27 protein-coding genes, 1 tRNA gene and 1 riboswitch are annotated in these 26,442 nt (G+C 64.8%); of the genes, 15 read left to right on the top strand and 13 right to left on the bottom strand.

The window, feature by feature from the left end:
• Both folK and Q0C64_RS01410 read left to right on the top strand, forming a co-directional pair.
• Positions 1 to 400, top strand: a 400-nt coding sequence (folK, locus tag Q0C64_RS01405; protein ID WP_366004087.1) for a 2-amino-4-hydroxy-6-hydroxymethyldihydropteridine diphosphokinase, incomplete at its 5' end; no start/stop codon positions are given.
• A gap of 20 nt (positions 401 to 420) precedes the next feature.
• Positions 421 to 496 (top strand) — tRNA-Lys (locus Q0C64_RS01410).
• A gap of 63 nt (positions 497 to 559) precedes the next feature.
• On the opposite strand, the gene Q0C64_RS01415 is transcribed toward Q0C64_RS01410, so the two are convergent.
• Positions 560 to 1,873: a L,D-transpeptidase family protein gene (locus tag Q0C64_RS01415; protein WP_294120295.1), complete on the bottom strand. Its 1,314-nt coding sequence runs from the start codon at positions 1,871 to 1,873 to the stop codon at positions 560 to 562.
• 384 nt (positions 1,874 to 2,257) lie between these two features.
• On the bottom strand, positions 2,258 to 3,247 hold the full coding sequence (locus tag Q0C64_RS01420) for an aspartyl protease family protein (protein ID WP_294120297.1): 990 nt from the start codon (positions 3,245 to 3,247) through the stop codon (positions 2,258 to 2,260).
• Between the two features lie 226 nt (positions 3,248 to 3,473).
• Here Q0C64_RS01420 and Q0C64_RS01425 point away from each other — a divergent pair, with 226 nt between their 5' ends.
• Entirely contained in the window at positions 3,474 to 4,115 is a 642-nt protein-coding gene (locus Q0C64_RS01425; RefSeq protein WP_294120298.1) for a PilZ domain-containing protein, read from the top strand.
• Positions 4,116 to 4,140: 25 nt separating this feature from the next.
• Here Q0C64_RS01425 and Q0C64_RS01430 read toward each other — a convergent pair whose 3' ends face one another.
• Positions 4,141 to 4,542, bottom strand: a complete 402-nt coding sequence (locus Q0C64_RS01430) for a PilZ domain-containing protein (protein ID WP_294120300.1) — start codon at positions 4,540 to 4,542, stop codon at positions 4,141 to 4,143.
• 50 nt (positions 4,543 to 4,592) lie between these two features.
• Between Q0C64_RS01430 and Q0C64_RS01435 the strand changes: the two genes are divergently transcribed.
• Positions 4,593 to 5,264: a phosphatase PAP2 family protein gene (locus Q0C64_RS01435; protein WP_294120302.1), complete on the top strand. Its 672-nt coding sequence runs from the start codon at positions 4,593 to 4,595 to the stop codon at positions 5,262 to 5,264.
• Here the strand turns inward: Q0C64_RS01435 and Q0C64_RS01440 are convergent.
• The 7 genes from Q0C64_RS01440 to Q0C64_RS01470 all read right to left on the bottom strand — a co-directional run bounded on the left by Q0C64_RS01440 (position 5,190) and on the right by Q0C64_RS01470 (position 12,087).
• A complete protein-coding gene (locus tag Q0C64_RS01440) occupies positions 5,190 to 5,828 on the bottom strand; it encodes a DUF938 domain-containing protein (protein WP_294120304.1) in 639 nt (212 codons plus the stop codon). The genes Q0C64_RS01435 and Q0C64_RS01440 overlap by 75 nt on opposite strands.
• Positions 5,828 to 7,450 carry an aminomethyl-transferring glycine dehydrogenase subunit GcvPB gene (gcvPB, locus tag Q0C64_RS01445; RefSeq protein ID WP_294120306.1) on the bottom strand — a complete coding sequence of 541 codons (1,623 nt, stop codon included), beginning with the start codon at positions 7,448 to 7,450 and terminating at the stop codon, positions 5,828 to 5,830. The genes Q0C64_RS01440 and gcvPB overlap by 1 nt, the downstream gene beginning before the upstream one ends.
• Positions 7,447 to 8,805, bottom strand: a complete 1,359-nt coding sequence (gene gcvPA, locus Q0C64_RS01450; RefSeq protein WP_294120307.1) for an aminomethyl-transferring glycine dehydrogenase subunit GcvPA — start codon at positions 8,803 to 8,805, stop codon at positions 7,447 to 7,449. The genes gcvPB and gcvPA overlap by 4 nt, the downstream gene beginning before the upstream one ends.
• Complete coding sequence (locus Q0C64_RS01455; RefSeq protein WP_294120308.1) at positions 8,805 to 9,554, bottom strand: class I SAM-dependent methyltransferase; 750 nt, start codon at positions 9,552 to 9,554, stop codon at positions 8,805 to 8,807. The genes gcvPA and Q0C64_RS01455 overlap by 1 nt, the downstream gene beginning before the upstream one ends.
• A gap of 14 nt (positions 9,555 to 9,568) precedes the next feature.
• Positions 9,569 to 9,940: a glycine cleavage system protein GcvH gene (gene gcvH / locus Q0C64_RS01460; RefSeq protein WP_294120309.1), complete on the bottom strand. Its 372-nt coding sequence runs from the start codon at positions 9,938 to 9,940 to the stop codon at positions 9,569 to 9,571.
• On the bottom strand, positions 9,937 to 11,061 hold the full coding sequence (gcvT, locus tag Q0C64_RS01465; RefSeq protein WP_294120310.1) for a glycine cleavage system aminomethyltransferase GcvT: 1,125 nt from the start codon (positions 11,059 to 11,061) through the stop codon (positions 9,937 to 9,939). The genes gcvH and gcvT overlap by 4 nt, the downstream gene beginning before the upstream one ends.
• A 129-nt stretch (positions 11,062 to 11,190) precedes the next feature.
• A riboswitch (glycine riboswitch) is annotated at positions 11,191 to 11,280 on the bottom strand.
• Between the two features lie 177 nt (positions 11,281 to 11,457).
• A complete protein-coding gene (locus Q0C64_RS01470) occupies positions 11,458 to 12,087 on the bottom strand; it encodes a hypothetical protein (protein ID WP_294120370.1) in 630 nt (209 codons plus the stop codon).
• A 99-nt stretch (positions 12,088 to 12,186) separates the two neighbouring features.
• On the opposite strand from Q0C64_RS01470, the gene ispH reads away from it, so the two are divergent.
• The gene (gene ispH, locus Q0C64_RS01475) at positions 12,187 to 13,134 is read left to right on the top strand and encodes a 4-hydroxy-3-methylbut-2-enyl diphosphate reductase (RefSeq protein ID WP_294120312.1); all 948 of its coding nucleotides are present in this window, start codon (positions 12,187 to 12,189) and stop codon (positions 13,132 to 13,134) included.
• On the top strand, positions 13,134 to 13,577 hold the full coding sequence (gene rnhA / locus Q0C64_RS01480) for a ribonuclease HI (RefSeq protein ID WP_294120313.1): 444 nt from the start codon (positions 13,134 to 13,136) through the stop codon (positions 13,575 to 13,577). Before ispH ends, rnhA begins: the two co-directional genes overlap by 1 nt.
• Here the strand turns inward: rnhA and Q0C64_RS01485 are convergent.
• Positions 13,574 to 14,683, bottom strand: coding sequence for an FAD-binding oxidoreductase (locus Q0C64_RS01485; protein ID WP_294120314.1), 1,110 nt, complete (start codon positions 14,681 to 14,683; stop codon positions 13,574 to 13,576). The two genes, rnhA and Q0C64_RS01485, sit on opposite strands and share 4 nt — an antisense overlap.
• 49 nt (positions 14,684 to 14,732) lie before the next feature.
• Here Q0C64_RS01485 and Q0C64_RS01490 point away from each other — a divergent pair, with 49 nt between their 5' ends.
• The 8 genes from Q0C64_RS01490 to Q0C64_RS01525 all read left to right on the top strand — a co-directional run bounded on the left by Q0C64_RS01490 (position 14,733) and on the right by Q0C64_RS01525 (position 22,165).
• On the top strand, positions 14,733 to 15,224 hold the full coding sequence (locus Q0C64_RS01490) for a prepilin peptidase (protein WP_294120315.1): 492 nt from the start codon (positions 14,733 to 14,735) through the stop codon (positions 15,222 to 15,224).
• Positions 15,225 to 15,253: 29 nt separating this feature from the next.
• On the top strand, positions 15,254 to 16,324 hold the full coding sequence (gene cpaB, locus Q0C64_RS01495; RefSeq protein WP_294120316.1) for a Flp pilus assembly protein CpaB: 1,071 nt from the start codon (positions 15,254 to 15,256) through the stop codon (positions 16,322 to 16,324).
• 1 nt (position 16,325) lies between these two features.
• Complete coding sequence (locus Q0C64_RS01500; protein WP_294120317.1) at positions 16,326 to 17,795, top strand: type II and III secretion system protein family protein; 1,470 nt, start codon at positions 16,326 to 16,328, stop codon at positions 17,793 to 17,795.
• 29 nt (positions 17,796 to 17,824) lie between these two features.
• Complete coding sequence (locus Q0C64_RS01505; protein WP_294120319.1) at positions 17,825 to 18,466, top strand: CpaD family pilus assembly protein; 642 nt, start codon at positions 17,825 to 17,827, stop codon at positions 18,464 to 18,466.
• Positions 18,467 to 18,468: 2 nt separating this feature from the next.
• Entirely contained in the window at positions 18,469 to 19,737 is a 1,269-nt protein-coding gene (locus Q0C64_RS01510; protein ID WP_294120321.1) for a pilus assembly protein CpaE, read from the top strand.
• A 67-nt stretch (positions 19,738 to 19,804) separates the two neighbouring features.
• Positions 19,805 to 20,779 carry a type II secretion system F family protein gene (locus Q0C64_RS01515; RefSeq protein WP_294120323.1) on the top strand — a complete coding sequence of 325 codons (975 nt, stop codon included), beginning with the start codon at positions 19,805 to 19,807 and terminating at the stop codon, positions 20,777 to 20,779.
• A gap of 12 nt (positions 20,780 to 20,791) precedes the next feature.
• Positions 20,792 to 21,784, top strand: a complete 993-nt coding sequence (locus Q0C64_RS01520; protein ID WP_294120325.1) for a type II secretion system F family protein — start codon at positions 20,792 to 20,794, stop codon at positions 21,782 to 21,784.
• 123 nt (positions 21,785 to 21,907) lie between these two features.
• A complete protein-coding gene (locus Q0C64_RS01525; protein ID WP_294120327.1) occupies positions 21,908 to 22,165 on the top strand; it encodes a hypothetical protein in 258 nt (85 codons plus the stop codon).
• On the opposite strand, the gene glyS is transcribed toward Q0C64_RS01525, so the two are convergent.
• Both glyS and Q0C64_RS01535 read right to left on the bottom strand, forming a co-directional pair.
• Complete coding sequence (gene glyS, locus Q0C64_RS01530) at positions 22,162 to 24,282, bottom strand: glycine--tRNA ligase subunit beta (RefSeq protein ID WP_294120329.1); 2,121 nt, start codon at positions 24,280 to 24,282, stop codon at positions 22,162 to 22,164. The two genes, Q0C64_RS01525 and glyS, sit on opposite strands and share 4 nt — an antisense overlap.
• On the bottom strand, positions 24,279 to 25,151 hold the full coding sequence (locus Q0C64_RS01535) for a glycine--tRNA ligase subunit alpha (protein WP_294120330.1): 873 nt from the start codon (positions 25,149 to 25,151) through the stop codon (positions 24,279 to 24,281). Before Q0C64_RS01535 ends, glyS begins: the two co-directional genes overlap by 4 nt.
• A 381-nt stretch (positions 25,152 to 25,532) precedes the next feature.
• On the opposite strand from Q0C64_RS01535, the gene Q0C64_RS01540 reads away from it, so the two are divergent.
• Positions 25,533 to 26,432, top strand: coding sequence for a TraB/GumN family protein (locus tag Q0C64_RS01540; RefSeq protein ID WP_294120331.1), 900 nt, complete (start codon positions 25,533 to 25,535; stop codon positions 26,430 to 26,432).
• Positions 26,433 to 26,442 lie beyond the last annotated feature (10 nt).

Consider the following 26,442-nt stretch of genomic DNA (forward strand, 5'->3'; position numbering starts at 1 on the left):
GATTGCCATGCTCGATGCCGAATATGACCTGTTCGACGCCTCGCCAATCATCCTCAACAAAGCGGTTGGCGGCGCGGGACGCGACTTCGCCAACGCGGTCGCGCTGGTTGAAAGCGCACTCCAGCCCGAAGCAATGCTGTCCGGCCTGAAGGCGATGGAGCGCCAGTTTGGGCGCCGCGGCGGGAAGCGCTGGGGGCCGCGGGTGCTCGACCTCGACCTGGTCGCCTGGGACGGGCCGCGGGTCCGGTCTCGCCAGCTGACGATTCCCCACCCCCGCCTGGCCCAGCGCGACTTCGTGGTGGGGCCACTGGCGGCCATCGCACCTGGCTGGCGGGTCATTGGCGGAATAACCCCTCGTCACCTCGCGTCGCGCCTTGGCAAGCGCAAGCGCAGCGGCTAACGGCCCTTTTCGGCTGGTACGGGCCCTTAGCTCAGTCGGTAGAGCAACTGACTTTTAATCAGTAGGTCGCTGGTTCGAATCCAGCAGGGCTCACCAGCCTGAAATCCGGATGTCCGTGGGACATCCGAAGATTCCAGGCTCAATGAAACGAGATTTGCTTTAGGACCCCGCGCCAGCGGCCTGCATCGCTGCCTGGGCTGGGATCGTCGACCGAGCGTCCCAGCCATAGACATCCTTGTTGTAGGCGATCTTACCAGTATCGGGCAGCGCCGTCAGATAGGTAACGTAAATCGGCACACCCTGCGGGAATGGAACCGTCAACTCCGCTGACGTGCTTTCCGGAGTTGCCGGCCGTCCCATCATCCAGCTTCCGAAATCGGCGGCACGTTCCAGCCGGATGCAGCCATTGCTGAGCGTCCGTACCGATTCCTTGAAATATTCCTTGTGAGGCGTGTCGTGGAGATAGATGCCGAGCCCGTTCTCGAAGGGAAACTTCATCTTGCCCATGGAATTCGCGCCAGTTGGCTTCTGACGAAGCAAGGCGTGAGCCGTGCCAGCGGCAACCGCCTTCCAGTCGATGGTGGCCGGGTCGACAATGACCGGATTGGCCGACCAGCTGTCGACCACTTCATATTTGTTCCCCTTGAGCGCGTTCGGACCGAGCTTCGCCACGGCCGGTGCGATGTTCAGGCGGACCAGGTGATCAGGTACGTGCCAATATGGGTTGTAGATTGTGTAATACATGACACCGGCAAGCATTGGAGTTCGCAAGCTCGCGCCACTCTTTGGGTCGACCTCGTTCTTGCCGACCACCACCTTCATCGAATCCACGGGAACGCCGTTCTCGTACATCCACAGCCGGGCGGACGCGATGTCGACCAGCACAAACTTGCTCGACGGCGGTTTGAACCGCGCGCGTGATAGGTTGATCGCCAGTCGGGCGGACTGACCGCCATTCGGAAGCTTGGCCTCGTCGAGGGCCGCTTTGCGGAGCTGCGCATAGACCGGGTTGAGATTCCACACCTCATTCATGTGCGCCGCGAGCGACGGGGCGCGGGCAGCGGTGGCGAGGATCGATTCCCCGGTTGGGACCTTCACGCGCACCCAATTGTCGCCATAGGTCATGCCGGAAATTGGTGTGTAGAGCGACTGGACATAGTCGATCAGCGACTGCGACATGAGGCGGTCGGCGCTGGCTGCGGCGGCCGAACTGCCTAACTGTGCCGTGGCGATCGCAGCCTCAATCTGGGTCGCTAGCTCCGGCCCGCGGGTGAAGCCGTCGACCGGCGCATCGCGCATCAATTGGATGAGCGCGGTCTGCGCCTCGCGGTCGGACATCCATAGGAGCGCGTCCTTGCGCGCCGAATAGAAGCGGTCGACCGGCGTGAAATTTCGCACGACCACCGGTGCGACCACGGGCACGGGCACCGGCTGCGGTTTCTTCTTCGCGTCAGCCGGACTTGAGCCAAGCAAGGCCGCGAGAAGGACAAGTCTGCAGGTCTGCGAAATCACGACAACTCCCCGATGTTGGCCGGTGACCAAAGCGATGCATTGGCTGAACCTGTACCGCATACTCCTCGCCGACCCATCAATCAGCGCCTTTCAAAAGGTTCCGATGCATGGGCCGCTCCTTACACAGCCATATATTAACCAAGGCTGCCTGTCATTGTTCAACCGCCTTTGCACACCAAACCGGCTTCATTGTCATTAACCTAGGATTCTGTGGCGGTTAGGACACATCTTACGGCCAGGCCAAGGCGCCGCCGCCGGAACGCGGCTGATTACTGGCAGCGCAAAAAACTGCCCGGGCGAGGCATTTTCACCCGGGCAGTTTTGCCGGAAACGTGAATGATGGGGCTAGTTCGCTCCGGCAGCAGCCAAACGGTAACTGGTCCGCATGCTGGTGCCGGGCAGCACGAACCGGACCTTCTTCGAGGCGAAATCGATTGAGATTCGATCGAACGCGCGCATCGCGTTCATGCCGAGAAGCAGCGCCGGATCATCCTTCAGGTTGAGCTGCTTGAAGATATGCGCGTCGGCGAAGGCGACGGCGAGATCCTCGATCCTCACGTCGCCCAGCTCCAGCCGCTCGATTTCCGCGACCTTGGCGCTCAGCTTCTCTCCGGTAACCGATTCAATCGTCACCGCGTTCGGAACGGTCCACAGGCGTCGCTTCATCAGTGCACGCTGCAGTGCGAGATTGCCGATCGTGACCTGCGATCCCGTATCGACGATGACCGTCACCCGCTGCCCGTCGATCTGCGCCTGGGTGAAGATCAGGCGGCCGTTGCGGGCGCGGGCGCGGACCACGATGGTCTGGCCGTCCAATCGTTCGACCGGCCGACTGGAAGGGGTGATCGACATGGTCTGGGCCTTGAAGTCGAACAGCACGCGCTGGGAGCGCAGGCTGTCGATCCCGAGCATCCCGTCCGCGCCAATATTGGACTGCGCCAGTGCCGGAGCATCGACCACGGAAATGACGTTGTTGCTCACCTGCAAGTGAGGGATAAACACGGTGTCGACATCGTTGACGCCAATCACGCTGTGCAGCACGGCGCCCTTGCCGTCCTCGAGCTGAAGACGGTGCGCCAACTCCGTCGAGATAATGGTTCGCTCGGCGCCAGTATCGACCAGGAACTGGTATGGCCCTTGCCCGCTGACCGACACCTTGACCGTCATCCGGTCGCCAATGTCCTTGCCCATTGGAATTTCGTCGGTGATCGTGCTGTTGTCGATCTCGGTGGGGACAGCCTCCGCGTCCATCCGGTTTGGCTGCCGGCTGGGTTCCGCCCCTGCGGTGGTGCCGCCAACAATCAGGGCTGCGGCCAGCCAATGCGTCACTGTCATGCGCGATGCTCCATGAGCCGAAAGCACGGCTATGGTCCTGCGCGCCATGGTACGCCTGGCGTTACGGCCCCGCAAGCATCGCACCGACGAGCGCGCCGACCATGTCTGCGAACGACATGCTGCCGCTTCGGACCATAGCGCAACCGATTGGTAACCGGACCTATCTTATGGTGACCTCCGGAGACGCCAATGAATCCGGCCCTGCAACGGCCGGCGGAGTGACCAAGTGGAAACCCAACCGGTCGAAACGACGCTCTATTCCCTGTCGGACGCCCCGCCGGGCGCCGATAGCGACCGCCGTGACGGCCAGCGCCACCTGACGCTCTACCGCGTCGGATCGATCCTGGTCGAAGGCCGCCGCGAGCTCTGCCTGATCAAGAATATCTCGGCTGGCGGGATGATGATCCGGCTCTATTGCTCGATTGCCGTGGGTACGCCGGTCACCGTCGAGCTGAAGAGCGGTCAGCCGGTCAACGGCAAGATCAGCTGGACGCGCGACCAAAATGCCGGGATCGCCTTCGACCAGCCGATCGACGTGATCGACATATTGTCATCGTCGATGGACGCGCCGCGGCCACGGATGCCGCGGATCGAGACGCAAGCCTACGCCACGCTGCGCGACGGCACCAATGTCCTGCGCGTCCGCGTCTGCGATGTCTCACAGGGCGGTGTGAAGATTGCCTGCGAAACGATCATTGCGCGGGGCAGCGACGTCGTCCTGACGCTGCCGAGCCTTGAGCCGCAGCCGGGGCTGGCCTGCTGGGTCGAGGGCGGCTTCATCGGGGTCAGCTTCAACCGGCTGTTGCCGCTGGCCGAACTGGTGTCCTGGCTTCAGGATCAGCGGCAGGCGCAGTACGCCTCGCGCTGAGCCAGACAAATATTCAAATCAGGGATTAATCGGTCGAGCCGGGAAAGCGCCAGTGCCATTGACCGCCGAAGCCCTTGTCTTCGTCGGTGAACTTCGTGAGGCCCGGCCGGCGGAAGGTCGGCGTGACCCGTGCCTTCGGCGCCGGAACATGGCGCAGCAGCTGGTCCGGGTTGAGCTTCTGGGCGAAATTGACGCCCGCCTGGCGCCCTTTCACCCAGGCAACGGTCCCCGCCATGCTGAGGTCGCCCTTGCGAAACAGCAGCGAAGCGCCTTCGATCGGCAGCTTGTCGCCTTCCACCAGCGCGCCCTCCGCGCTGAGGTTACGCAGCTTCACCGGTACCGAGGTGCCGGACAACTCGAGGCTGGCCGACATCAGCACATTTGACCGCCGATTCTTGCGATTCTGGCTGGCGTTGCTCTGATCCATGGAGGCAATGCTAAGCTGAAGCGGTAAAACTTCGTTTAACACAGGCCGAAATGACGATCCTGACCAAGCCTCTCTTCAACATCCTGCTCATCGCCCTGTTTGTGCTTGGGGCGATCTCCGGCGGCCCGGGCAGCGCGGTCGAGGTGAGGCTGATGCAGCAGATGGCCGAGGTTCGCGCCCACCAGCCGGAACTAACGCAAATCGTTGGCAGGGTTACGGAGCTTGGCGGGGGCTATATTACGCTGAGCGTGACGGCCGCCGCCTCGTTATGGCTGCTGCTGCGCGGCGCCCCGGCGCGCGCATTGGTGCTGGCCATGATCGTCTTGATCGAGCGCTCACTGGTCGAGGGCCTCAAGGACTGGATCGGCCGGCCGCGCCCGGCGTTCGGACTCGACTGGCAGCTGCAGAGCCTTGCCTACCCAAGCGGTCACGCTGCGGGCAGCCTGACCGCCTATCTGGCGACAGCGCTGATCCTGGCGCCACCTGCCCGTCGCGGTCCCTGGGTCGCGGGCGCCCTGCTGCTAGCGTTCATTGTCGGACTTTCGCGCATCTATCTTGGGGTGCATTGGCCCAGCGACGTGCTCGGTGGCTGGGCATTCGGGCTGCTCGCGGTCGGCACCGCAGCATTCGTCGGGCGAAAATCCGAGCTACTGCGCTTCGAACCGCAGCATGAGATTGTTGGACGGCATCGGCCGGCGCTCGATGAGGACCAAGCCGCGTAACGCCGCTTCGGTAGCGAAAGTCTCGACCAGCCGCAGGCCCCATTCGGAGTTGCGCGCCTTGAGGTCCAGATCGAACGCCAGGTTGGAGGGCGCCGGCTCGACATCGGCTTCCAGCCACGGGCCATAGAGAATGAGCAGTGCGCGTTTCCCCAACAACCGCTGTGCGCCGTCGAGCAACCCAAGCGAGCAAGCCCACGGGCTGATATGGACCATGTTGATGCACAGGATCGCATCGGCCCGGTCGATTGGCCATTCTCCGGTCACATCAAGTGCGATCGGCGGCCGTAAATTGGCCGGTCCTTCCGCCTGCCATGCCGCGATCGAGGCCAGCGCCTGCGGATCCGGATCGCTTGGCTGCCATTCCAGTTCCGGAAAGCGCCGGGCAAAGGCCAATGCGTGCTCGCCCGTGCCGCTGGCGATTTCGAGCACCAGCCCGCTGGCCGGCAGCCATTCCGCCAGCACGTCGCCGATTGGCCCGACATTGCGCCCGGCAGCCGGGGCCTGGCGCTTCACGCCCTTGCCGAGGTCGCCGACATTGTAAGGCGGGAAGCTGGGTTCAGCCATCAGCCGCCGCCGAAATGCGCCCCAAGCCCGGTCGAGGAGCCGTCCGGAGCCGGATTATTGTAACTCAGCACTGGCTTTCTCGCCGCCAGCGTCTCGTCGAGCCGCCGCCGCGGGGCGTGCACCGGCGCGGCCTTGAGGCTTTCGTCGCCCGCCCTGGCCCGCTCGGCGATCGAGCGCAGCGCGGCGATGAACTGGTCGAGATTGGCCTTGGATTCAGTTTCGGTCGGCTCGACCAGCATCGCGCCATGGACGACCAGCGGGAAATACATGGTCATCGGGTGGAAACCCTCGTCGATCAGCGCCTTGGCCACGTCGATCGTCGAAAAGCCCTCTGCGAAACCCCTATCGCTGAAGATCGCCTCATGCATGCACGGGCCGGAGAAGGCGAACGGCGCGTCGAGCACATCCTCCAGGCTGCGCAGGATGTAATTGGCGTTGAGGACGCTGTCCCCGGCGACCTGGGCGAGGCCGTCGGCGCCGTGGCTCAAAATATAGGTCAGGGCGCGGGTGAACATCCCCATCTGGCCGTGGAAGGCGACCATCCGGCCGAAGGCGTCGGGATGCTCGTCGGCGGCATGCTCCTCCTCGACCAGCTTGTAGCTGCCATCGGGGTACTTCGCGGCAAAGGGCAACGGCCCGTAGGGCGCCAGCGCCTCCGACAGCACGACCGGCCCGGAACCCGGTCCACCACCGCCGTGCGGGGTCGAAAAAGTCTTGTGCAAGTTGATGTGCATCGCGTCGACGCCGAGGTCGCCGGGCTTCACCTTGCCGACGATGGCGTTGAAATTGGCGCCGTCGCAATAGACGAACGCACCCGCCGCATGCACTGCGTCGCTGATCTCCTTCATCTGCGGCTCGAACAGCCCGCAGGTGTTGGGATTGGTGATCATCACCGCCGCGACGTCGGGCCCCAGCCGGGCCTTGAGCGCCTCCAGATCGACCCGCCCGGCCTTGGTCGCCGGGATATTCTCTACCCGATAGCCGCAAAAGGCCGCCGTCGCCGGGTTGGTGCCGTGGGCGCTTTCCGGTACGAGCACGACCTGACGGGCATCACCGCGCGCTTCCAATGCGGCGCGGATGCACAGCAGGCCGCACAGTTCGCCGTGCGCCCCGGCCTTGGGGCTCATCGCCACGCCGTGCATGCCGGTCAGCTCAATCAGCCAGAAAGCGAGCCGGTTGATCACCTCCAGCGCACCCTGCACCGTTTCCTGCGGCTGCAGCGGGTGGATGTCGGCGAAGCCCGGCAGGCGCGCCATCTTCTCGTTGAGGCGCGGGTTATGCTTCATCGTGCACGACCCGAGCGGGAACAGGCCGAGGTCGATCGCATAATTCTGCCGCGACAGGCGGGTGTAGTGTCGCACGGCTTCCGGCTCGCTGAGGCCCGGCAGGTCGAGGCCATTGCGTTCCAGGCCGCCTAGCCGTGACGCTCCAGCCTTGGCCGGTTCCAGGTCGACGCCGGTCTGGTTTCTCGACCCGATCTCGAACAGCAATGGCTCTTCGAGCATCAAGGCGCGGTTGCCAGTGACGGTCGGCGCGGCGCTACCTTCGCCCGCGCTGGGCGCGGACGGGCGCCAGCCCGACGGGTTCACCGGCTTGGCCGCGGTTTCGGTTTCGGCGGTCATTGGCAGACCTCCTTCAGCGCCGCTTCCAGCGCTTCGATATCCTCGTCGCTGGCGGTTTCGGTCACCGCGACGACCAATCCATTCTTCAAGCTATCGATGCCCGGGTAGAGCCGCCCGAGCGACACACCGCCGAGCACATCTTTCTCGACCATCGCATGGACCGCCGGCCGCGCCTCGACCGGCAGCTCCAGCGTGAATTCATTGAAGAAGCTGTCATTGACCAGCTTCACGCCGGGGATCGCGGCCAATCGCTCTGCCACCTCGCACGCGCGCGCGTGATTCAACTTAGCTAGCTGGGTCAGCCCCTTCTCGCCGAGCAAAGTCATGTGGATCGAGAATGCCAGCGCACACAGCCCCGAGTTGGTGCAGATGTTAGACGTCGCTTTCTCACGGCGGATATGCTGCTCGCGGGTCGACAGGGTCAGCACGAACCCGCGCTTGCCCTCGGCATCGACCGTTTCGCCGGCCAGGCGGCCCGGCATCTGGCGGACATATTTTTCGCGGGTGGCGAACAGGCCGACATAAGGCCCGCCGAACAGCAGGCCGACGCCAATTGACTGGCCCTCACCGACGACGATGTCGGCGCCCATCTCGCCCGGCGCCTTGATCAGGCCCAGCGCGACCGGCTCGGTCACCACCGCGATCAGCAGCGCGCCCTTGGCCTGCGCCGCTTCCGCGATTGGCGTCAGGTCGGTGATCCGTCCAAGGATGTCCGGATATTGGACGACGACGCAGCTCGTCTGATCATCGATGCTGGCGATCAGTCGCTCGGCATCGGTCGCGGCATCGAGGCTCGGCAGCGCCGTCTCCAGCGTGTCGCCGGTGAACTTGGCCATCGTCTTGCAGACGCTGACATAATGCGGATGCAGGCCGGACGAGATGATCGCCTTGGACTTGCGGGTGATGCGCCGCGCCATGCCGATCGCTTCCCAGCAGGCGGTCGACCCGTCGTACATCGAAGCATTGGCGACTTCGCAGCCGAGCAGCCGCGCGACCTGGGTCTGGAACTCGAACAGCACCTGCAGCGTGCCCTGCGCGATTTCCGGCTGGTAGGGCGTGTAGGCCGTCAGAAATTCGCCGCGCTGGATCAGGTGGTCGACACTGGCCGGGACATGATGCTTGTAGGCGCCGCAGCCGAGGAAGAAGGGCACTTCGCCCGCAACCATATTCTTGCGCGCCATTGCGGCTAGGTCGCGCTCGACCGCCATTTCGCTGGCATGCAGCGGCAGGCCTTCGACCGGCTCCTTCAACAACAGCCCCTCGGGTACATCACAGAACAGCTCGTCGACCGAGCCGGCGCCGACCTTTTCGAGCATGGCGCAGCGATCGGCCTCGCTCAGCGGCAAATAACGCATCAGTTGGGCTTCCTCATGATGAAGCGGAGGCGGACATAGTCGGCCATGTCGGAACCGACACGGTCGGCGACCGCTTCGGCGATTGAAATACGTTCGAGCGTCGGCACGCCGGCGCGGTCGAGCCAGCCAGCGCGGAAGGTGACGACCCAGGCGGCGACGCCATGCTCGAGCGGGGTCGGCCGCTCGATCAGTCGGGCGTCGATGTCCTTGAACCCGGCTTGCTCATAAACGGCAGTGAAGTCGTCGACGTTCGGGTACCAGTTGGCTGCATAGGTCGGCGGCCCGAAGCCCCGCGCAACCAGCTCGTCGTCCAGCGCCTCGCGCAACCTGGCCAGGTTGCCGTCGCCGCCCATCTCGCCGGCGAACCGCCCGCCGGGCTTCAGCGCGAACCAGATGGCGCGGGCTGCCCGCTCCTTGTCGAGTACCCAGTGCAGCGTGGCATTGGAGAATGCCGCGTCAAACGCCTCGCCGAACTTCAGCTGGGCGGCGTCCATCAGCCGCGCGTCGAGCCCCTTGGCCCGGGCCGCACCGATCATCGAGAGGCTATTGTCGATGCCGACGACATCGGCGCCCATTTGCTTGATCTTGAGGGTCAGCGTGCCGTCGCCGCAGCCGACGTCGAGGATATGCTCGCCCGGCTGCGGATCGAGCAACTCCAGCGCCGCCTGCCCCAGCGCCGGCACGAAGCCGCCGATCTTGGCGTAATCCGCCGCATCCCATTGCGAGGTCGAGGCGGGGGCGCCTTCCAAGTTTGATTCCGGGCTCAGAGCGTCTTCACCCACTCGCGGTATTCGGCCTCGCTCATCAATCCCTCGAGCTCGGCGGCATCGACCTGAGTCATCTTGAAGAACCAGCCCTCGCCCTCGGGGTCGCGGTTGATCAGCGAAGGATCGCTTTCGATCGCGCTGTTGCTTTCGATCACCAGGCCGCCGATCGGCGCGTAAACGTCCGAGGCTGCCTTGACCGATTCAACCACCGCCGCCTCGTCGCCCTTGGCCAGGGTTTTCCCGACCGCGCCAACCTCGGCGAAGACGATGTCGCCGAGCGCTTCCTGGGCGTGGTCGGAAATCCCGACGGTGACGTCGTCGCCCCAGACGCGAACCCATTCATGGTCCTTGGTGAAATAGAGACTCATGCGACTGCTCCCTGTTTGCGGTGATAGCGATGGGTGACGAACGGCATCGGTGTGGCCGTCGCCTGGAACAGCTTGCCACGCTGTTCGAGCGTCAGCGTCGAGCCAGGCTCGGCCAGCGCGGAGGCGACATAGCCCATGGCGATCGGCCGGCCGAGCGAGGGCGAATGGCCGCCGCTGGTGATGCGCCCGATCTCGTTACCCTCGGTGTCGAGGATCAGCGCGCCTTCACGGACCGGCTGCTTCCCTTCGACGAGCAGCCCGACGCGCGACTGGACCGCGCCATTTTCCAGCTCGGCCAGGATCCGGAGCGAACCGGCAAATCCCCCTTCCGAACGGCGGCGCTTCTGGATGGCGAAGGTCAGTCCGGCCATGACCGGCGTGGTCGTATCGTCGAGGTCGTGACCGTAGAGCGGCAGGCCCGCTTCGAGCCGCAGCGAATCGCGCGCGCCCAGCCCGATCGGCTTGACCCGCTCGTCGGCGGTCAATGCATCGGCCAGCGCCTCGACATCGCGCCCCGCGACCGAAATCTCGAACCCGTCCTCGCCGGTATAGCCCGAGCGGCTGATCCACAGCGGCTTGCCGTCCCAACGGAACAGCCCGGCCTGCATGAAACTCAGCTCCTCGACGCCGGGGACGATCGTTTCCAGCGCTGCCACCGCTTCCGGTCCCTGCAGGGCCAGCAGCGCTTGTTCCTTCATATGGTCCATGGCGATGGTACGTGGCAGGCGTTTCTCGAACTGGTCGATGTCGCCATGCTTGGTCGCGCCGTTGACGACCAGGTAGAAATGCTCTCCCCGGCGCGTCGCCATCAAATCGTCGATGATCCCGCCATCCTCGGCCAGCAGCATCGAATAACGGAGCCGCCCGTCCTTGAGCCCGATCAGGTCACCCGGCAGCAGCGCCTCGAGCGCCCGGTCGACGTCCGCCCCGTGAAACAATAGCTGACCCATGTGGCTGACGTCGAACAGTCCGGCATGGCTCCGCACCCACAGATGCTCGGCCATGATGCCTTCATACTGGACCGGCATCTCATAGCCGGCGAAGGGCACCATCCGGCCTCCACGTTCGCGATGCCATGCATCGAGTGGCAGCCTGTCCAATGTTTCAGTCGTTTCGCTCACGCCGCAGGTCCCTCGAAAGCCGTCGCGCGGGACAACCCACGCGCTCAAAAATTCGAGCCCCCTTCTGTCGCGGCGACCTGAGAGCTTTGCCCCTTCGGTGGTTCCTCTCGGAACACTTTCCAGACTGTCCCGGCGCGCGCGGTCCTCGGTGCCTGAGAGATTCCGGGGGCGGTTGCTCCTTCGGCGGCGACTTTCGTCACACTCTCCCGTGCGCGCCGCCCGCAGCTTGCGCCACGGATGACGGTTCCGCTGTGGCGGGGCCAATCGCCGGAGTCAACGCTCCTCCTTGCTGCGAAGCAGTGGGGAGGGGGACCACGAAGCGCAGCGACGTGGTGGAGGGGCCCCTCCGTCAGCCCTGCGGGCTGCCACCTCCCCATGCCTGCGGCACAGGGAGGACTAACGGGTGGCGTTGTAGCGCAGCTGTTCCTGGGTGAGCTCAAAGCCGATCAGATGCTCGAACGTGGAGCGGGCCACCGCGTCGCGAATCTCGGGCCGTGCCAGCGGATCGACCGCCGCATCGGGATCATCCGACTTGCGCTCCTTGGTCAGCTCCTTGCGGACGTCCTCCGGAAGGGTTGCCGCGGCGCGCGATACCTGGACGGTCGCCTGGCTGGAGGTCTGGGCGCGGATGCTGCCGGCCGCGAAATTGAGGCCGACGCTGCCGAGCTTCTTGGCCACCACGTCGGTACCGCCGCGCATCGCCACCGAGAAGAAGGGCAGGACCACGGTCCGGGCTTCCCCGGCGTCGCGGCGTGTCGCCACCACGTCAAAGGCCACGGTCGAGATGACATTGGCACCGCTGTCGTCGCAGCTGATGCGCAAATTGGTGATCGCCGCCGACACGTCGAGCGCCGCGGCATCGGTCCGATTCGGCGGGCTGAACAGGGTAATGTCACCGGTCGCGGCGGGAATGCCGACCTGCGGGCAAACCGACCGGGTCGTGTAGATGCCGCCTGTCGTGATCTGGCCCTCGCGAGAGCAGGCCGTGGCCAGAAGAACCAGGGCAAGGGCGGTAAGGCGACGCATCACGATGGCTTATTCCTTTTTTCGACGCTTGGGTCAGCTGCGGGCACGTTCATAGGAAGCGCCTAGAAAGGGCGCAAGCAATCGCTTACATCGCCCGCGATGAGCTTACCCAAGCCTGAACTGCACCTGCTGATCGCGGCGCCGCGCGGATTTTGCGCCGGGGTCGACCGCGCCATCAAGATCGTCGAGCTGGCGATCGAACGGTTCGGCCCGCCGGTCTATGTACGGCACGAGATCGTCCACAACCGCTTCGTGGTCGACCGGCTTCGCGGGCTCGGCGCGGTGTTCGTCAAGGAACTGGACGAAGTGCCGGATGGCCGGCCAGTGGTCTTCTCGGCGCATGGCGTTCCCAAGGTCGTACCACAGGCAGCCCAGGCGCGCGGGCTCGATTATCTCGACGCCACCTGCCCGCTGGTGAGCAAAGTCCACCGCCAGGCCGAGCGACTGATCGAGGCCGGACGCCACATCCTGTTCATTGGTCATGCCGGTCACCCCGAGGTCATCGGCACCTTCGGCCAGGTTCCTCCCGGCACCATGACCCTGATCGAATCGGTCGAGGATGTCACGCTGATCGAGCCGGCCAACACGAAGAACCTGTCCTTCCTCACCCAGACGACACTGTCGGTCGATGACACGGCCCAGATCGTCGAGGCGCTGCAGACGCGCTTCCCGGCGATCCAGGCGCCGCGCAGCGAGGACATTTGTTACGCCACCTCCAACCGCCAGGCGGCGGTCAAGAAAATCGCCGCCAAGTGCGATCGGGTGCTGGTGATCGGCGCGCCCAACAGCAGCAATTCGCTCCGCCTCGCCGAAGTGGCCGAGCGCAACGGTGCCCCCGCGCGCCTGATCCAGCGCGCCGCCGACATCGACTGGGACTGGCTCGGCACGCCGCAAACCATTGGCCTCACCGCCGGCGCATCGGCGCCCGAAGTGCTGGTCCGCGAAGTGGTCGAGGCGCTGGGCGAACGGTTCGACGTCACCGAGGAAATCGGCGAGCATGAGCCGGAACGGATGATCTTCAAGCTGCCGCGCGAGCTGGTGGCTTGATGGCGGAGCTGCCCCAGGTCGAAATCTTCACCGACGGCGCATGCAAGGGCAACCCCGGCCCGGGCGGCTGGGGCGCGATCCTGCGTTCGAACGGCAAAGAGCGCGAACTATCGGGTGGCGAAGCGCCGACCACCAACAATCGGATGGAGCTGATGGCGGCAATCGAGGCGCTGAACGCACTGAAAAAGCCGTGCCGCGTCCAGCTGTGGACTGACAGCAATTATGTCCGCGACGGCATCACCCGATGGATCCACGGCTGGCGCCGCAACGGCTGGCGGACGGCCGACAGGAAGCCGGTCAAGAACGCCGAGCTGTGGCAGGCGCTGGTCGATGCCGCTGCGCCGCACCGCGTCGAATGGCACTGGCTCAAGGGTCACGCCGGCCACCCCGAGAATGAGCGCGCCGACGCGCTGGCCTGCGCCGAGGCCGAAGCCCGCCGCTAGACGCGAACGGATCGCGGCGCGAAATCGGCCGGATCGATCCCGGCAAGCTCCGCCGGAAGCTCATCTCCGTTGATCAACTTCGCGCATAGCAGTGACGCAGCCGGCGCCGTCTGGATGCCCATGCCGCCCTGCCCGACGCACCAGAAGAAGGCCGGTGACTCGGAATCGAAGCCGAACTTCATGCCGCGATCGGGGGCGAAGGTTCTGAGTCCCGCCCATTTGCGCTCGACCGCCTCGACCGGCCAGTCGACGGCCCGCTCGAACCGGTCGATCGCCGTGGCGACGTCCAGTTCCTCGGCGGCGGCGTCGCATGGCTCCATCCGCGTCTCATCGAGCGGGCAGACCCACACGCTATTGTCGCCCTCGCCCTTGAAATAAAAGCTGTCATGGCTGTCGGTGACGAACGGCACATCCTTGAGGCCGGTGCGTCCGACCCTGAGCTGGACCACGGTTCGCCGCAGCGGCTCAAGCCCCAATGGCCGCACTCCGGCGTGTTTGGCGATCTCGTCGCCCCAGGCGCCGGCGGCGTTGACCAGCAATTTCGCGTCGATCGGCCCGTTGCTGGTGTCGACCTGCCAGCGATCGCCATTATGCCGGGCGCCAAGAAATGAGGTGTCGGTGCGCACGTCGCCGCCCTGCCGCCGGACCGCGCGGAGGCAGGCGTTGTGAAAGGCAGCGACCTCAATGTCGGCGCAGCTCGCCTCGTACCAAGCGCCGGTCCATTGCTGGCGAAGGCCGGGGATCAGTCGGTCGATCTGGTCACGGCCGAGGTGGACCGGGCGATATTCGCCGGCCAGGTCGCCCAATTCCTCATATTCACCAATACCGGGCGCGGTGAGATGGACTGCTCCGCGCGCGCGGAGCAAGGGCGTGTCGCTCCCCGGCCAGTCGGCATCGAACATCGGCTTGGAGGCGAGGCTCAGCTGGCGCTCGGGCGTGTCGCCGCCAAGGCTCGCCTGCCAGAAAGCGGCGGATCGGCCGGTCGCGTGACGACCGCAGAGGTCTTCGGCCTCGATTATGAGCACATTTTGGGCGCCGGAAAGCCGCGCGCCGAGGCTTGCTCCGGCGATGCCGCCGCCGACGATCAGGACATCCACGCAAATCATTCGTCGGCTTGGTTACGGTTTGGAAAGGCGCGCCGTCTAGAGGGGCTTCATGATGAATGTCGGATTCACCTTTGGCTTGCTTGGAGTGCTGGCGGCGATCCTCGTGTGGATCGCGGTCTTCGACATCCGCACCTACACCATCTCCGACCACCTGAACGCGGCCATCGCCCTGATGGCTCCGCTCTATTGGTGGGCGGCTGGCGTGCCGCTGTGGCCCAACGCCGCCATGCAGGTCGGAGTAGCCGTGCTAGTGTTCCTGTTCTTCGCCGGCGCCTTCTACCTCAACGTCATGGGCGGCGGCGACGTCAAGCTGGCCGGGGCGCTGGCGCTATGGTTTACGCCTTACGACACGCTGAGGCTGATCGTCATCATGTCGATCGTCGGCGGACTGCTGACCTTGGTGGTTCTCGGCATCCATCGCGCACGCCGGAAAGAGGGCCGTCCGGAGGTTCCGTACGGGGTCGCCATCGCGGCGGGCGCATTGTGGTTACTAGCCCAACGCTTTCTTAACCAATTTGCCGGATTGTCGCTCGGGTACTGAGTGACTCCTACTGGGGAGGCGTATTCGCCATGGACGTCAAAAAAGTCGCGCTGCTCGTCGGAGCGCTGGTCATTGCGGTGGTTACCGCGATCATGGCCAAGAACATGTTCGCAGGCGCAGGGGCCGAGCAGGCCAATGCCGCGCCCGTGGTCCCGGCCGGCCCGAAAGTGCTGGTCGCCCGCAAGGCGCTACCCGTCGGCACGATCGTCGATGCGGAAAGCCTGGCCTTCCAGGCATGGCCGAAGGAGCTGGTCCAGAACGCCTACTACACAGAAGGCGCGCCAGAATCCGATATGCAGAAGCTGATCGGCACGGTCGTCCGTAACCCGATCACTGCCGGCCAGCCGCTGACCAAGGGCACGCTGGTTGGTCCGAACGATCGCGGCTTCCTCGCCGCGGCGCTTGGCCCGGGCATGCGCGCGGTCACCGTCCCGGTATCCGCCACCACCGGCGTCGCCGGCTTCGTCTTCCCGGGCGACCGGGTTGACATGGTGCTGACCCAGGATGTCGCCGGCGGCGGCGATGGTCCGCCGCTGAAGGTATCGGAGACCGTCATTCGCAACCTGCGCGTGCTGGCCACCGACCAACGGATCGACAGCAAGGACGAAGAAGGCAAGACCGTCGTCAAGACTTTCGCCACCGTAACGGTGGAAGCCACTCCGCGCATTGCCGAGAAGATCGCCGTTGCCCAGTCGCTGGGTTCGCTGAGCCTGTCGCTGCGCTCGATCGCCGACAACACCGCCGAGCTTGAGCGCGCTGTCGCCTCGGGCGAGGTCAAGGTTCCGGCCGGCACCAATCCGGCCGAAGAGCGCCAGATGTTGCTGGCCGTCGCCAACCGCCCGGCCGACAGCAACACGACCTTTGTTACTGGCGGCGATGTGTCGCGCTTCCAGCGCCGCACCATCCCGGCCAAGTCGTCGTCGTCAGACGGGCAATCGCAAGGCTCGTCGGCTGGTTCTGCCAGTCAGGTAATGCCCAGCGGACCGATGGTCCGCGTGATGCGCGGCGGCAGTGTTACGGTCGTCCCGGTGTCTGCCGGTAGCACCGCTCGCGCTGGTCGCCGCATCAAGAGTGCCACTTCCGCAATGGGAGCGCTGTAAGATGAGCAATTTCTCCGTCTGCCGCCGTGCGCGCCTGGGCACCGCCCTCGCCGCAATGGCCCTAAGCCTCGGCTCGTTCGCCGTCGCCACGCCCGCAGTCGCACAATCGCGCACCGCCCGGCCGTCGGAGACGCTGACCCTGTCGCAGAACACCGGTACTCTCGTCCGCCTGTCGGCGCCGATGACCGACCTGTTCGTTGCCAATGACTCGATCGCCGATGTGCAGGTTCGTTCGTCGACCCAGCTCTATATATTCGGCAAGAGTTCGGGCGAGACCACGGTCTATGCCACCGACCACTCGGGCCGGGTGGTCTATGCCGCCAACGTTCGCGTCGGCACCAATGCCGCCAGTGTCGGCGAGATGCTGCGCATGGCGATGCCGGAATCGAACATCCAGGCGACGCCGATGAACAATTTGGTGCTGCTCACCGGCACGGTCGCACAGCCGGCTGATGTCGAGGAGGCCCAGCGCCTGACCCAGGCCTATGTCGGGACGGGCACGCAGGTCGTCAGCCGGATCCGTTCGGCAACCCCGTTGCAAGTCACACTCAAGGTGAGGATCGCCGAGGTCAGCCGCAGCCTGGTGAAGCAGATTGGCGTCAACCTGTTGACCCGCGACGGCACCGGCGGCTTCCAGTTCGGCATCGGCCGGGGCAGTCCCGGCACGTTCGGCTCGCCCGCGTCGCCGGACGGCAGCACGGCCGCGATCCCGAAGTCGTTCAATGTCATCCCTGGCGGCACTTCGCTCGGCTTCGCCGGCAAGCTGCTTGGCCTCGACATCCTGTCGACCCTCGACCTGGCCGAGAATGACGGATTGGTCACCATCCTCGCCGAGCCGAACCTGACGGCCTTGTCGGGCGAAACCGCCAGCTTCCTGGCCGGCGGCGAATTCCCGGTGCCGATTTCGCAGGCGCTGGGCTCGGTGACCATCGAATATAAGCAGTATGGCGTCGGCCTGTCCTTCACGCCGATCGTCCTCGCCGACGGCCGCATCTCGATGCGCGTCCGCCCGGAGGTCAGCGAGCTGTCGAACGAAGGTTCGATCCGCCTCAATGGCTTCGACGTTCCGGCGCTGACCACGCGTCGTGCCGAAACGACCGTCGAGCTCGGCTCAGGCCAGAGCTTCATGATTGCCGGCCTACTGCGCAACGCCAACACCAATAACGTCGACAAGGCGCCGTTCCTAGGCGACCTGCCGATCCTCGGTGCGCTGTTCCGTTCGACCAAGTATCGCCGCGCGGAAACCGAGCTGGTGATCGTCGTCACGCCGTACCTGGTACGGCCGGTGTCGAACCAGCTGGCGTCGCCGACCAATGGCTATCGTTCGCCGACGACGCCTCAGCAGGTGTTCGAAGGGCAAAGCTACATGGGTGTCTCGGGTCCGGCCGCTTCGGCCGCTTCTCCGGCTCCCGGCATGTCCGGCGCCGCCGCGACCACCGCCGCTCCGGTCAGCCCGGGCTTCAAGCTGTGATCCGGCTCACCCAAAGGAAGGAACAGACGATGCGCCGTCATTTCGTTCTCCTGGCCATCATTCCGGCCCTGTCGGGATGCCTCGCCACGGCCCAGGACAAGAACCCGTCGGCCCTTCGCGGGGTTGAACCGGTCAATGTCCCGGTCGTCAGCCGCGCCGATTATGCGCTCGACCTCACCGCCCCGGGTGGATCGCTTCCCTCGTCGGAAGCCGGCCGCCTCGATGGCTGGTTCCGCTCGCTGCAGCTTGGCTATGGCGACAACATCTATGTCGATGGGCCCGACGCCAACGGCGCCAGGTCCGACGTCGCCCGCGTGGCCGGCCGTTTCGGCATGCTGGTCAGCAACGGAGCGCCGGTTACCGCCGGTGACATTGCTCCGGGCACGGTCCGCGTGGTCGTCAGCCGCACTACCGCCAGCGTTCCCGGCTGCCCCAACTGGTCGGGGCGGTCGCAACCCAATCTCGAGAACAAGAGCATGTCGAATTTCGGCTGCTCGGTGAACGCCAACCTGGCCGCGATGGTCGCCAATCCGGAGGACCTGGTCCAAGGACGCGAGGGCAGCGGCATCGGCGATACTTTGACCGCGACCAAGGCCGTTGAGTCCTACCGCAGGGCTACGCCGACCGGGGATCAGGGTCTGAAGGACATCAATACGAAGAAGGAAAAATAGTGATGAACGCTCCGTTCCAAGCGCGTGCGGGTCTGCGTGACCCCTTCACCGCCTTCGTTTGCGACGATTCGACGGCCGATATGCTGCGGCCGGTCGCGGTCGAGCACGGCTGGTCACCGGAGAAGGTCAACAAGGGCGGGCTGCGCAACGCGGTCCAGTCGCTGTCCGTCTCGGCCAGCCCGACGATCCTGTTCGTCGACTTGTCGGAATCGGCTGACCCGCTCAACGACATCAACGCGCTTGCCGAGGTGTGCGAGCCGGGCACGGTGGTGATCGCCGCCGGCCAGGTCAACGACGTCCGCCTGTATCGCGACCTCGTCGCCAGCGGCATCCACGATTACCTGCTGAAGCCGTTCACGGTCGACCAGCTGCGCGATACCTTCGCCCATGCCCAGTCGATCCTGTCGGGTCCGCGCGGTGAGGCCCAGGCCGACAAGCCGCACGTCCTGACCGCCGTGATCGGCGTTCGCGGCGGCGTCGGCGCTTCGACCATCGCCACCAGCCTCGCCTGGCTGATGGGCGAGAAGTCGCATCGTTCGACCGCGCTGCTCGACCTTGACGTGCACTTCGGCACCGGCGCCCTGGCGCTCGACCTCGAGCCGGGCCGTGGCCTCACCGACGCGATCGAGAATCCGAGCCGCATCGACGGTCTGTTCATCGAACGCGCGATGATCCGCGCCAACGAGCGCCTGTCGGTGCTGTCGGCCGAAGCTCCGCTTCACCAGCCGCTGGTCACCGACGGCACCGCTTTCTTCCAGCTCCAGGAGGAGATGAAGAACGCGTTTGAATCGACCGTGCTCGACCTGCCGCGCCAGATGCTGATCCAGTATCCGCATATGGTGCATGACGCCCATGTCGCGGTGGTGGTCAGCGAACTGACGCTGGCGGCAACGCGCGACACGATCCGGGTCCTCGCCTGGATCAAGTCGAACGCCCCGCAGACCAAGGTCATCGTGGCGGCCAACCGCGTGCCGTCGGGCGGCGCGCTCGAAATCAGCAAGAAGGATTTCGAGCAGTCGATCGAGCGCGATGTCGACATCATCTTCCCGGAGGACCGCAAGGTCGCGGCGCAGGCCGCCAAGCTGGGCAAGCCGATGGCCGAAATCGCTTCCGGCAAGATGTCCGCGCCGTTTACCCAGCTGTCGAACATGGTCCTGAGCCATGCCAGCGATGACGGTGCGACTGCCGAGAGCAAGGTCGCGACCGGCGGCAAGTCGCTGGTCGACAATCTGAAGTCGATGCTGGCCAAGCCGAAAGACAAGGCCGCGTAATTAGTGCCTCGGCTGCGGGAGGTTCCCCTCCCCGGCCGCGATGACAAGCAGGACGAACGGACGGATCATGATCTATATCATCATCGTGGCGGTCGGCGTGTTGGCTGTGCTCCTGCTTGGCAATCAGGCGATGAGCTCGCCCAGCCCACGCAAGTCGTTCAAGCGCCGCATGGAATTGATCAAGGAGCGTCACGGCGAAGGCGGCGCATTGGCCGCCAATGCCCAGGCGCAGATCCGCAAGCTGTTCGCCGCCCGCAGCAGCCGGGTCGACAGCTGGGCGTCGACCTTGATCCCCAAACCGGAAATGATGCGCCGCCGTCTGGAACAGACCGGCAAGGACATCAGCCTCGGCAAATATGCCATGGCCTCGGGCGGCATCGTCCTGTTCGTCGCCGCCTTGCTGATGCTGAAGGGCATGCCCTTCATCTTCGCCTTCTTCGTCGGCCTGTTCGCCGGCGTCGCCATCCCGCACTTTGTGATCGGGTACCTGATCAAGCGCCGCATCAACCAGTTCAATGCGAACTTCCCTGACGCGATCGAGCTGATGGTTCGCGGCCTGCGTTCGGGCTTGCCGATCACCGAGACGCTGCAGATCGTCGCCGGCGAAATCACCGGCCCGGTCGGCGTCGAGTTCCGCGCTGTCGCGGACAAGATGAAGATCGGCCGCACGATGGAAGCGGCGCTGCAGGAAACCTCGGACCGCCTCGGCACCGCGGAATTCCAGTTCTTCGTCATCACGCTGGCAATCCAGCGCGAGACCGGCGGCAACCTTGCCGAGACATTGTCGAACCTGGCCGACGTGCTGCGCAAGCGCAGCCAGATGAAGCTCAAGATCCGCGCGATGAGCTCGGAGTCCAAGGCTTCGGCCTACATCGTCGGCTCGCTGCCGTTCATCGTCTTCACGCTCGTGTACATGGTCAACCCCCATTACATGTCCGGTTTCTTCGTCGACCAGCGCCTGATCGTGGCCGGCCTTGGCGGGCTGTGCTGGATGAGCATCGGCGTGTTCATCATGGCCAAAATGGTCAGCTTCGAGATTTAGCGGAAACAGAAGATGGCAGCTCCTTCCGGACCAACTCTCCTCGGCGTCGACGTCATCTGGGTTGCGACCCTGCTCAGTGCGGTCGCGACGATGGCGGTCATCACCGCAATCTATGCGGCGACCACCGTGCGCGACCCGATGGCGCGCCGGGTGAAGGCGCTCAACGAGCGCCGCGAGCAGCTCAAGGCCGGCATCGTTGCCTCGACCAACAAGCGCAAGAAACTGACCAACAAGAATGTCGCCGCCGATCGCGTGCGCGGCATCCTCAGCAGCTTCAAGATGCTGCAGGACGACCAGATCAAGAAGACGCAGATCCGCCTGATGCAGGCCGGTATCCGCACCAAGGATCTGGCCTTCTTCATCATCTTCGCGCGCTTCGTGCTGCCGGTTGTGCTCGGCATCGGCGCGGTGATCCTGATCTACTGGGTCGACTTCTTCCCGACCTGGTCGTGGTTCAAGAAATATGCCTTCGTCGCCGGCACCCTGGTCGGCAGCTACAAGGCGCCCGACGTGTGGCTGACCAACAAGGTCAAGAAGCGCAGCGACGCGGTCCGCAAGGGCCTGCCCGACGCGCTCGACCTGCTGGTGATCTGCGCCGAGGCCGGCCTTACCGTCGACGCCGCCTTCAACCGCGTCGCCAAGGAATTGGGCAAGGCCTATCCGGAACTGGGCGACGAGTTCGGCTTGACCGCGATCGAGCTGGGTTTCCTCAATGAACGGCGGCAAGCGTTCGAAAACCTCGCCATGCGCATCGATCTCGAAGCGGTCCGCGGCGTGGTCACGACCATGATCCAGACCGAGAAATACGGTACGCCGCTGGCTTCGGCGCTGCGCGTGCTGTCGGCCGAATTCCGCAACGAGCGCATGATGCGCGCCGAGGAAAAGGCGGCCCGCCTGCCGGCGATCATGACCATTCCGCTGATCCTGTTCATCCTGCCGACGCTGTTCATCGTCATCCTGGGTCCGGCGGCCTGCTCGATCAGCGACAACTTCCTGAAGAGCTAAGCCTTCCCCTCGGGGGTGGGGAAACCGCCGTCGCTTCGGACCGGAGCGGCGGCGGTTCTCGTTTCGGGAACGGAAAGTCGCTGCCAGCGGTTTATGCCCCTAACCTTGGTTTAGGGGATCGACATGCTCCAGTTCACCACCGACCAATGGGCCATCCTCGGTCTGGTCTTCCTGCTCGGCCTGTTCATTGGCGGGTTCACCTTCTCCGGCGGCGGCCGCAAGTGGAAGCACCGCTTCCGCAGCGAGCAGGAGCGCCGCGAGCAGCTCGAGATCAGGCTCGCCGAGCGCGAGAAGGAATGGCGGAAGCAGGATTCGCTGCGCGAAGCCGCCATCGCGGACCGCAAGATCACCCAGGTGCCGGCCGAAGACCCGGTCGTTTAGCCCTCGATTTTGCTGAAATCCGCGACGGCGTGGACCGCGTCGCGGAAGCGGGCGAGCAGGTTCAGCCGCCGCGCCCGCACCGCCGCATCGGTATCGTTGACCGTCACCTTGTCGAAGAAGGCGTCGATCGGCCCGCGAAGGCTCGCCAGCGCCGTCATCGCGCCGGTGAAATCCTCATTCTCCACCGCCTCGGCGGCATGCGGCCCGGCATTGTCGAGCGCGTTCCTGAGTGCTGCTTCCTCGAGCAGCACATTGGCGTCGCCAGCCGCTCCGGCGTCCCACTTTTCCTTCTTGAGGATATTCGCGGCTCGCTTGTAGCCGGCCAGCAAATTGGCGCCCTCCGGCTTCTCGACAAAGCCCTGCAGCGCCTTCACTCGCGCCAGCAGCCGCACCAGGTCATCCTCGCCGCCCAGCGCAAACACCGCGTCGATCAGGTCGTGTCGAACCCCGGCGTCGCGCTGCTGGACCTTGAGCCGGTCGGCGAAGAAATTGAGTAGATCGAACGACTGCTGATCGTGTTGGCCGAGAACCGGGTCGCTCTTCAGGCCTCTTGCAAAACCACCCGACGTTTTGGCAACTTGGGTCCATCCCATTTCGAACGCATCGACGGTCACGTCTGCAGCGCACAGGATCCGCAGCCGCAAAGCGTTCTCAAGAAGTAGTCCGATGGCAGCCAATGCCGCTCTTCGAAGCGCAAATGGATCTCTTGATCCTGTCGGCACTTCTCTCATGAAGAAAAAGGTTCCGAGTGTATCCAGCTTGTCCGCCAGGCACACAGCAACCGTGACCGGCGCGGTCGGCACCTCATCGCCCTGCCCGACCGGCTTGTAGTGGTCGCGGATGGCGTCGGCGACCGCGCCCGGCTCGCCCTGGGCGCGGGCAAGATAGCCGCCGATCACGCCCTGCAGCTCGGGAAATTCGCCGACCATGCCGGTGACGAGGTCGGCCTTGGCCAACCGCGCCGCACGCTCGGCCTGGTCCGGGTCAGCGCCTTTGACGATGCCTTCCTCGACCAGCCAGCGGGCCAGCTTTGCCACTCGCTCGACCTTGTCGGCAACCGTGCCAAGCTTCTCGTGGAAGACGATGCCTTCGAGCTTCTTCGCCTCCTCTTCGAGCGGGACCTTGAGGTCCTGCTCCCAGAAGAAGCGGGCATCGGCCAGCCGCGCAGCGAGCACGCGCTCATTGCCGGCGACGATCGCCTCGCCGCCGTCTTTGGCGTCGATGTTGGCAACGCAGACGAAGTTAGGGGCCAGCTTCCCCTTCCCGTCGCGCATCACGAAATATTTCTGGTTGATGCGGGCGGTGAGCTGGATCACTTCTTCCGGCACATCGAGATAGGCCGGGTCGAACGAGCCGAGCAGCGGAACGGGCAGGCTGGTCAGGCCAGCGTTCTCGACCACCAGGCCTTCATCTTCGACCAGCGCGAACCCGGCCTTCTTGGCCAGCTCGGCCGCGCCCTCGCGGATCGTCGCCTCGCGCTCTTCCTGGTCGACGATCACATGGCAGGCGCGCAGCTTCTCGACATAGTCGTGTGCCCCGCCGATGGTGATCGGCCCGGGATGATGGAATCGATGACCCACAGTCGTCGCGCCGCATGCGACGCCCTCGATCGCGACCGGTACAATCTCCTCGCCGAGCAGCGCGACGATCGAGTGCAGCGGGCGAACCCAGCGCAGCGACGATGTGCTGTTGGATTTCGAGCCCCAACGCATTGATTTTGGCCATGGAAATTCGCGGACGATGGCCGCGACTGCTTCCGCCAGAACCTCGCTCGTCGCGCGACCGGGTCGATCGATCCTGGCGAACCAGGTGCCGTCGCGATCCTCAAGCTGGTCCTGCTTGAGGCCGGTCTTGCGGAGGAAACCCTCAAGCGCCTGCGGCGGGGCCGAGGTGCGCGGACCCTTCAGCTCCTCGCTAACGGCCTCGGTCGCTTGCGGAAGGCCCTTGGCGATCAGCGCCAGCCGCCGCGGCGTCGAATAAGTCGTGATCCCGTCATGGCTGAGCCCCGCGGCCTCCAGCGCTTCGGCAAACAGCCGCGCCAAATCGTTGCGCGCCTTGGCCTGCATCCGCGCCGGAATTTCTTCTGACAGCAATTCCAGGAGGAAGTCGGCGCTCATGCCTCATACCTCATGTGTGCCATCCACGCCGCGCAGGCACCCTTGGCCAGGTCGCGGACGCGGCCGATATAGGCCTGCCGCTCGGCGACCGAGATCACGCCCCGCGCCTGCAGCGTGTTGAAGATATGGCTGGCCTTGATCGCCTGCTCATAGGCAGCGATCGGCACTCCCGCCTTCAAGCTATTCTCGCTCTCCGCCGCGGCCTGCTTGAACAGGTCGAACAGCCGATCGGTGTCGGCCACCTCGAAATGCCATTTCGACATTTCGCGCTCATTCTCCAGGAACACGTCGCCGTAGGTCACGCCCTCTTTGTTGAACTTGAGGTCGAACACATTGTCCTTGCCCTGGATGTACATCGCCAGCCGCTCGAGCCCGTAGGTCAGCTCGCCCGATACCGGCTTGCAGTCGAATCCGCCGACCTGCTGGAAGTAAGTGAACTGGGTCACTTCCATCCCGTCGCACCACACTTCCCAGCCCAGGCCCCAGGCGCCCAATGTCGGGCTCTCCCAATCATCCTCGACGAAGCGGATGTCATGCTTCAGCGGATCGATGCCGATCGCATCGAGCGATCCGAGATACAGCTGCTGCAAATTCTCCGGGCTCGGCTTCAGCATCACCTGATACTGGTAATAATGGCCCAGCCGGTTAGGGTTCTCGCCGTAGCGGCCATCGGTCGGGCGACGGCACGGTTGGACATAGGCGCATTTCCACGAGTTAGGCCCCAGCGCGCGCAATACCGTCGCCGGGTGGAAAGTCCCCGCCCCCATTTCCAGGTCATAGGGCTGCAGGATGACGCAGCCCTGATCGGCCCAATAATGGTGCAGGGTCAGGATCAGGTCCTGGAAAGAAGGGACTGGATTCATAACCAACGTGGCCGTGATGGAGACGAAAAAGCGGATTGGGAGTGAGCGACCGAAATCAGGTAGTATGAGCTACCTGACGAGGGAGCGAGCGTGCCAAGGCGCTTTTGCGTCCCACCGTTCAGGCATGGCGCTGCCGGCGAATGGCTTCGTCGAAGCACTTGACCGGTGGTCCCACACCGCTCTTCGCGCTTCTCCTCGCCCTTCATCCGGCATGAGCCATGTCGCGGCTCACGCTGATTATGAATCCAGTCCCTAAAGCTCACGCTCGTGCGGCCCCGTTAAGAAACAGTTCGGGGGCTTTGGCGCATGTATTCGGCATCGGCAAGTGGACGAGGCGTGCCTCGATACCTACCTTGCCACCGGAAACGACTGGAGTTTGGACACACGATGAGCCTGTTGAAGCGTTTCGGCCGCAACCTGGCCGCTTTCACTGCGATCGCCGCGACCGCCGGCGCCACCCCAGCCAGCGAACCGAAACACGCCGCGCCGGCGATGTGGAAGGTCGCCGACAGCGACACCACCATCTACCTGTTCGGCACCATCCACCTGTTGCCCAAGGGCACGTCGTGGCGCAGCCCGGCGTTCGACAAGGCCGCCGCCGGCTCCGACGCGCTGGTGGTCGAAACCCTGGTCGATGAAGCCCATCCCGAAGCGACCATCAGCGAATTGTTCAAGCTCGCCATCTCGGACGGGCTTCCGCCGCTTTCGGCCCGTGTCCCCGCCGACAAGAAAGCCGCGCTCGAAGCGGCCATCGCCAAATCGGGCATTCCCGCGGCCGTGCTCGACAAGATGGAAACCTGGGCGGCCGGCTTCATGCTGCTCAGCGTCCAGTTCAAGGATCTCGGCCTCGACCCGGGCTCGGGCGTCGAAACCACGCTCAGGAAGCAATTTACCGCCGGCGGCAAGCCGATCGACCAGTTGGAGACCAATGCCGAGCAACTCGGCTTCTTCGACAAATTGTCGGAAGAGGCCCAGCGCAAGTTCCTGCTTGGTGTGATCGAGGAGTCCGGGGAGTTGAAGGGTCAGTTCGACGGCATGCTCAGCGCCTGGAAGCGCGGCGACGTCAAAAGCATCGCCCAGAGCTTCAATGCCGATCTCGACGACGAGGCCGAGCTTAAGGACGCCCTGCTGGTTCGCCGCAACGCCAATTGGGCGCGCTGGGTCCGCGGCCGCCTCGACAAGCCGGGTACGGTACTGGTCGCGGTCGGCGCCGGGCACCTCGCCGGCGACCAGTCAGTGGTCAGCGTCCTCCAGAAAGAGGGCGTCACGGTCACACGCATCCAATAATCCGCCACAG

It is taken from the genome of Sphingomonas sp. (genome assembly GCF_023266535.1).
In the GTDB taxonomy this organism is placed as follows: domain Bacteria; phylum Pseudomonadota; class Alphaproteobacteria; order Sphingomonadales; family Sphingomonadaceae; genus Sphingomicrobium.

What these genes read in the sequence shown, in the direction of transcription:
- gcvH (WP_294120309.1), bottom strand. Translation starts at nt 9,940, where the DNA reads ATGAGTCTCTATTTCACCAAGGACCATGAATGGGTTCGCGTCTGGGGC.
- ispH (WP_294120312.1), top strand. Translation starts at nt 12,187, where the DNA reads ATGAGCTTACCCAAGCCTGAACTGCACCTGCTGATCGCGGCGCCGCGC.
- gcvPB (WP_294120306.1), bottom strand. Translation starts at nt 7,450, where the DNA reads ATGACCGCCGAAACCGAAACCGCGGCCAAGCCGGTGAACCCGTCGGGC.
- Q0C64_RS01490 (WP_294120315.1), top strand. Translation starts at nt 14,733, where the DNA reads ATGATGAATGTCGGATTCACCTTTGGCTTGCTTGGAGTGCTGGCGGCG.
- gcvPA (WP_294120307.1), bottom strand. Translation starts at nt 8,805, where the DNA reads ATGCGTTATTTGCCGCTGAGCGAGGCCGATCGCTGCGCCATGCTCGAA.
- Q0C64_RS01515 (WP_294120323.1), top strand. Translation starts at nt 19,805, where the DNA reads ATGATCTATATCATCATCGTGGCGGTCGGCGTGTTGGCTGTGCTCCTG.
- Q0C64_RS01540 (WP_294120331.1), top strand. Translation starts at nt 25,533, where the DNA reads ATGAGCCTGTTGAAGCGTTTCGGCCGCAACCTGGCCGCTTTCACTGCG.
- Q0C64_RS01470 (WP_294120370.1), bottom strand. Translation starts at nt 12,087, where the DNA reads ATGCGTCGCCTTACCGCCCTTGCCCTGGTTCTTCTGGCCACGGCCTGC.
- Q0C64_RS01525 (WP_294120327.1), top strand. Translation starts at nt 21,908, where the DNA reads ATGCTCCAGTTCACCACCGACCAATGGGCCATCCTCGGTCTGGTCTTC.
- glyS (WP_294120329.1), bottom strand. Translation starts at nt 24,282, where the DNA reads ATGAGCGCCGACTTCCTCCTGGAATTGCTGTCAGAAGAAATTCCGGCG.
- cpaB (WP_294120316.1), top strand. Translation starts at nt 15,254, where the DNA reads ATGGACGTCAAAAAAGTCGCGCTGCTCGTCGGAGCGCTGGTCATTGCG.
- Q0C64_RS01420 (WP_294120297.1), bottom strand. Translation starts at nt 3,247, where the DNA reads ATGACAGTGACGCATTGGCTGGCCGCAGCCCTGATTGTTGGCGGCACC.
- Q0C64_RS01435 (WP_294120302.1), top strand. Translation starts at nt 4,593, where the DNA reads ATGACGATCCTGACCAAGCCTCTCTTCAACATCCTGCTCATCGCCCTG.
- Q0C64_RS01440 (WP_294120304.1), bottom strand. Translation starts at nt 5,828, where the DNA reads ATGGCTGAACCCAGCTTCCCGCCTTACAATGTCGGCGACCTCGGCAAG.
- Q0C64_RS01510 (WP_294120321.1), top strand. Translation starts at nt 18,469, where the DNA reads ATGAACGCTCCGTTCCAAGCGCGTGCGGGTCTGCGTGACCCCTTCACC.
- Q0C64_RS01430 (WP_294120300.1), bottom strand. Translation starts at nt 4,542, where the DNA reads ATGGATCAGAGCAACGCCAGCCAGAATCGCAAGAATCGGCGGTCAAAT.
- Q0C64_RS01505 (WP_294120319.1), top strand. Translation starts at nt 17,825, where the DNA reads ATGCGCCGTCATTTCGTTCTCCTGGCCATCATTCCGGCCCTGTCGGGA.
- Q0C64_RS01500 (WP_294120317.1), top strand. Translation starts at nt 16,326, where the DNA reads ATGAGCAATTTCTCCGTCTGCCGCCGTGCGCGCCTGGGCACCGCCCTC.
- rnhA (WP_294120313.1), top strand. Translation starts at nt 13,134, where the DNA reads ATGGCGGAGCTGCCCCAGGTCGAAATCTTCACCGACGGCGCATGCAAG.
- Q0C64_RS01520 (WP_294120325.1), top strand. Translation starts at nt 20,792, where the DNA reads ATGGCAGCTCCTTCCGGACCAACTCTCCTCGGCGTCGACGTCATCTGG.
- Q0C64_RS01485 (WP_294120314.1), bottom strand. Translation starts at nt 14,683, where the DNA reads ATGATTTGCGTGGATGTCCTGATCGTCGGCGGCGGCATCGCCGGAGCA.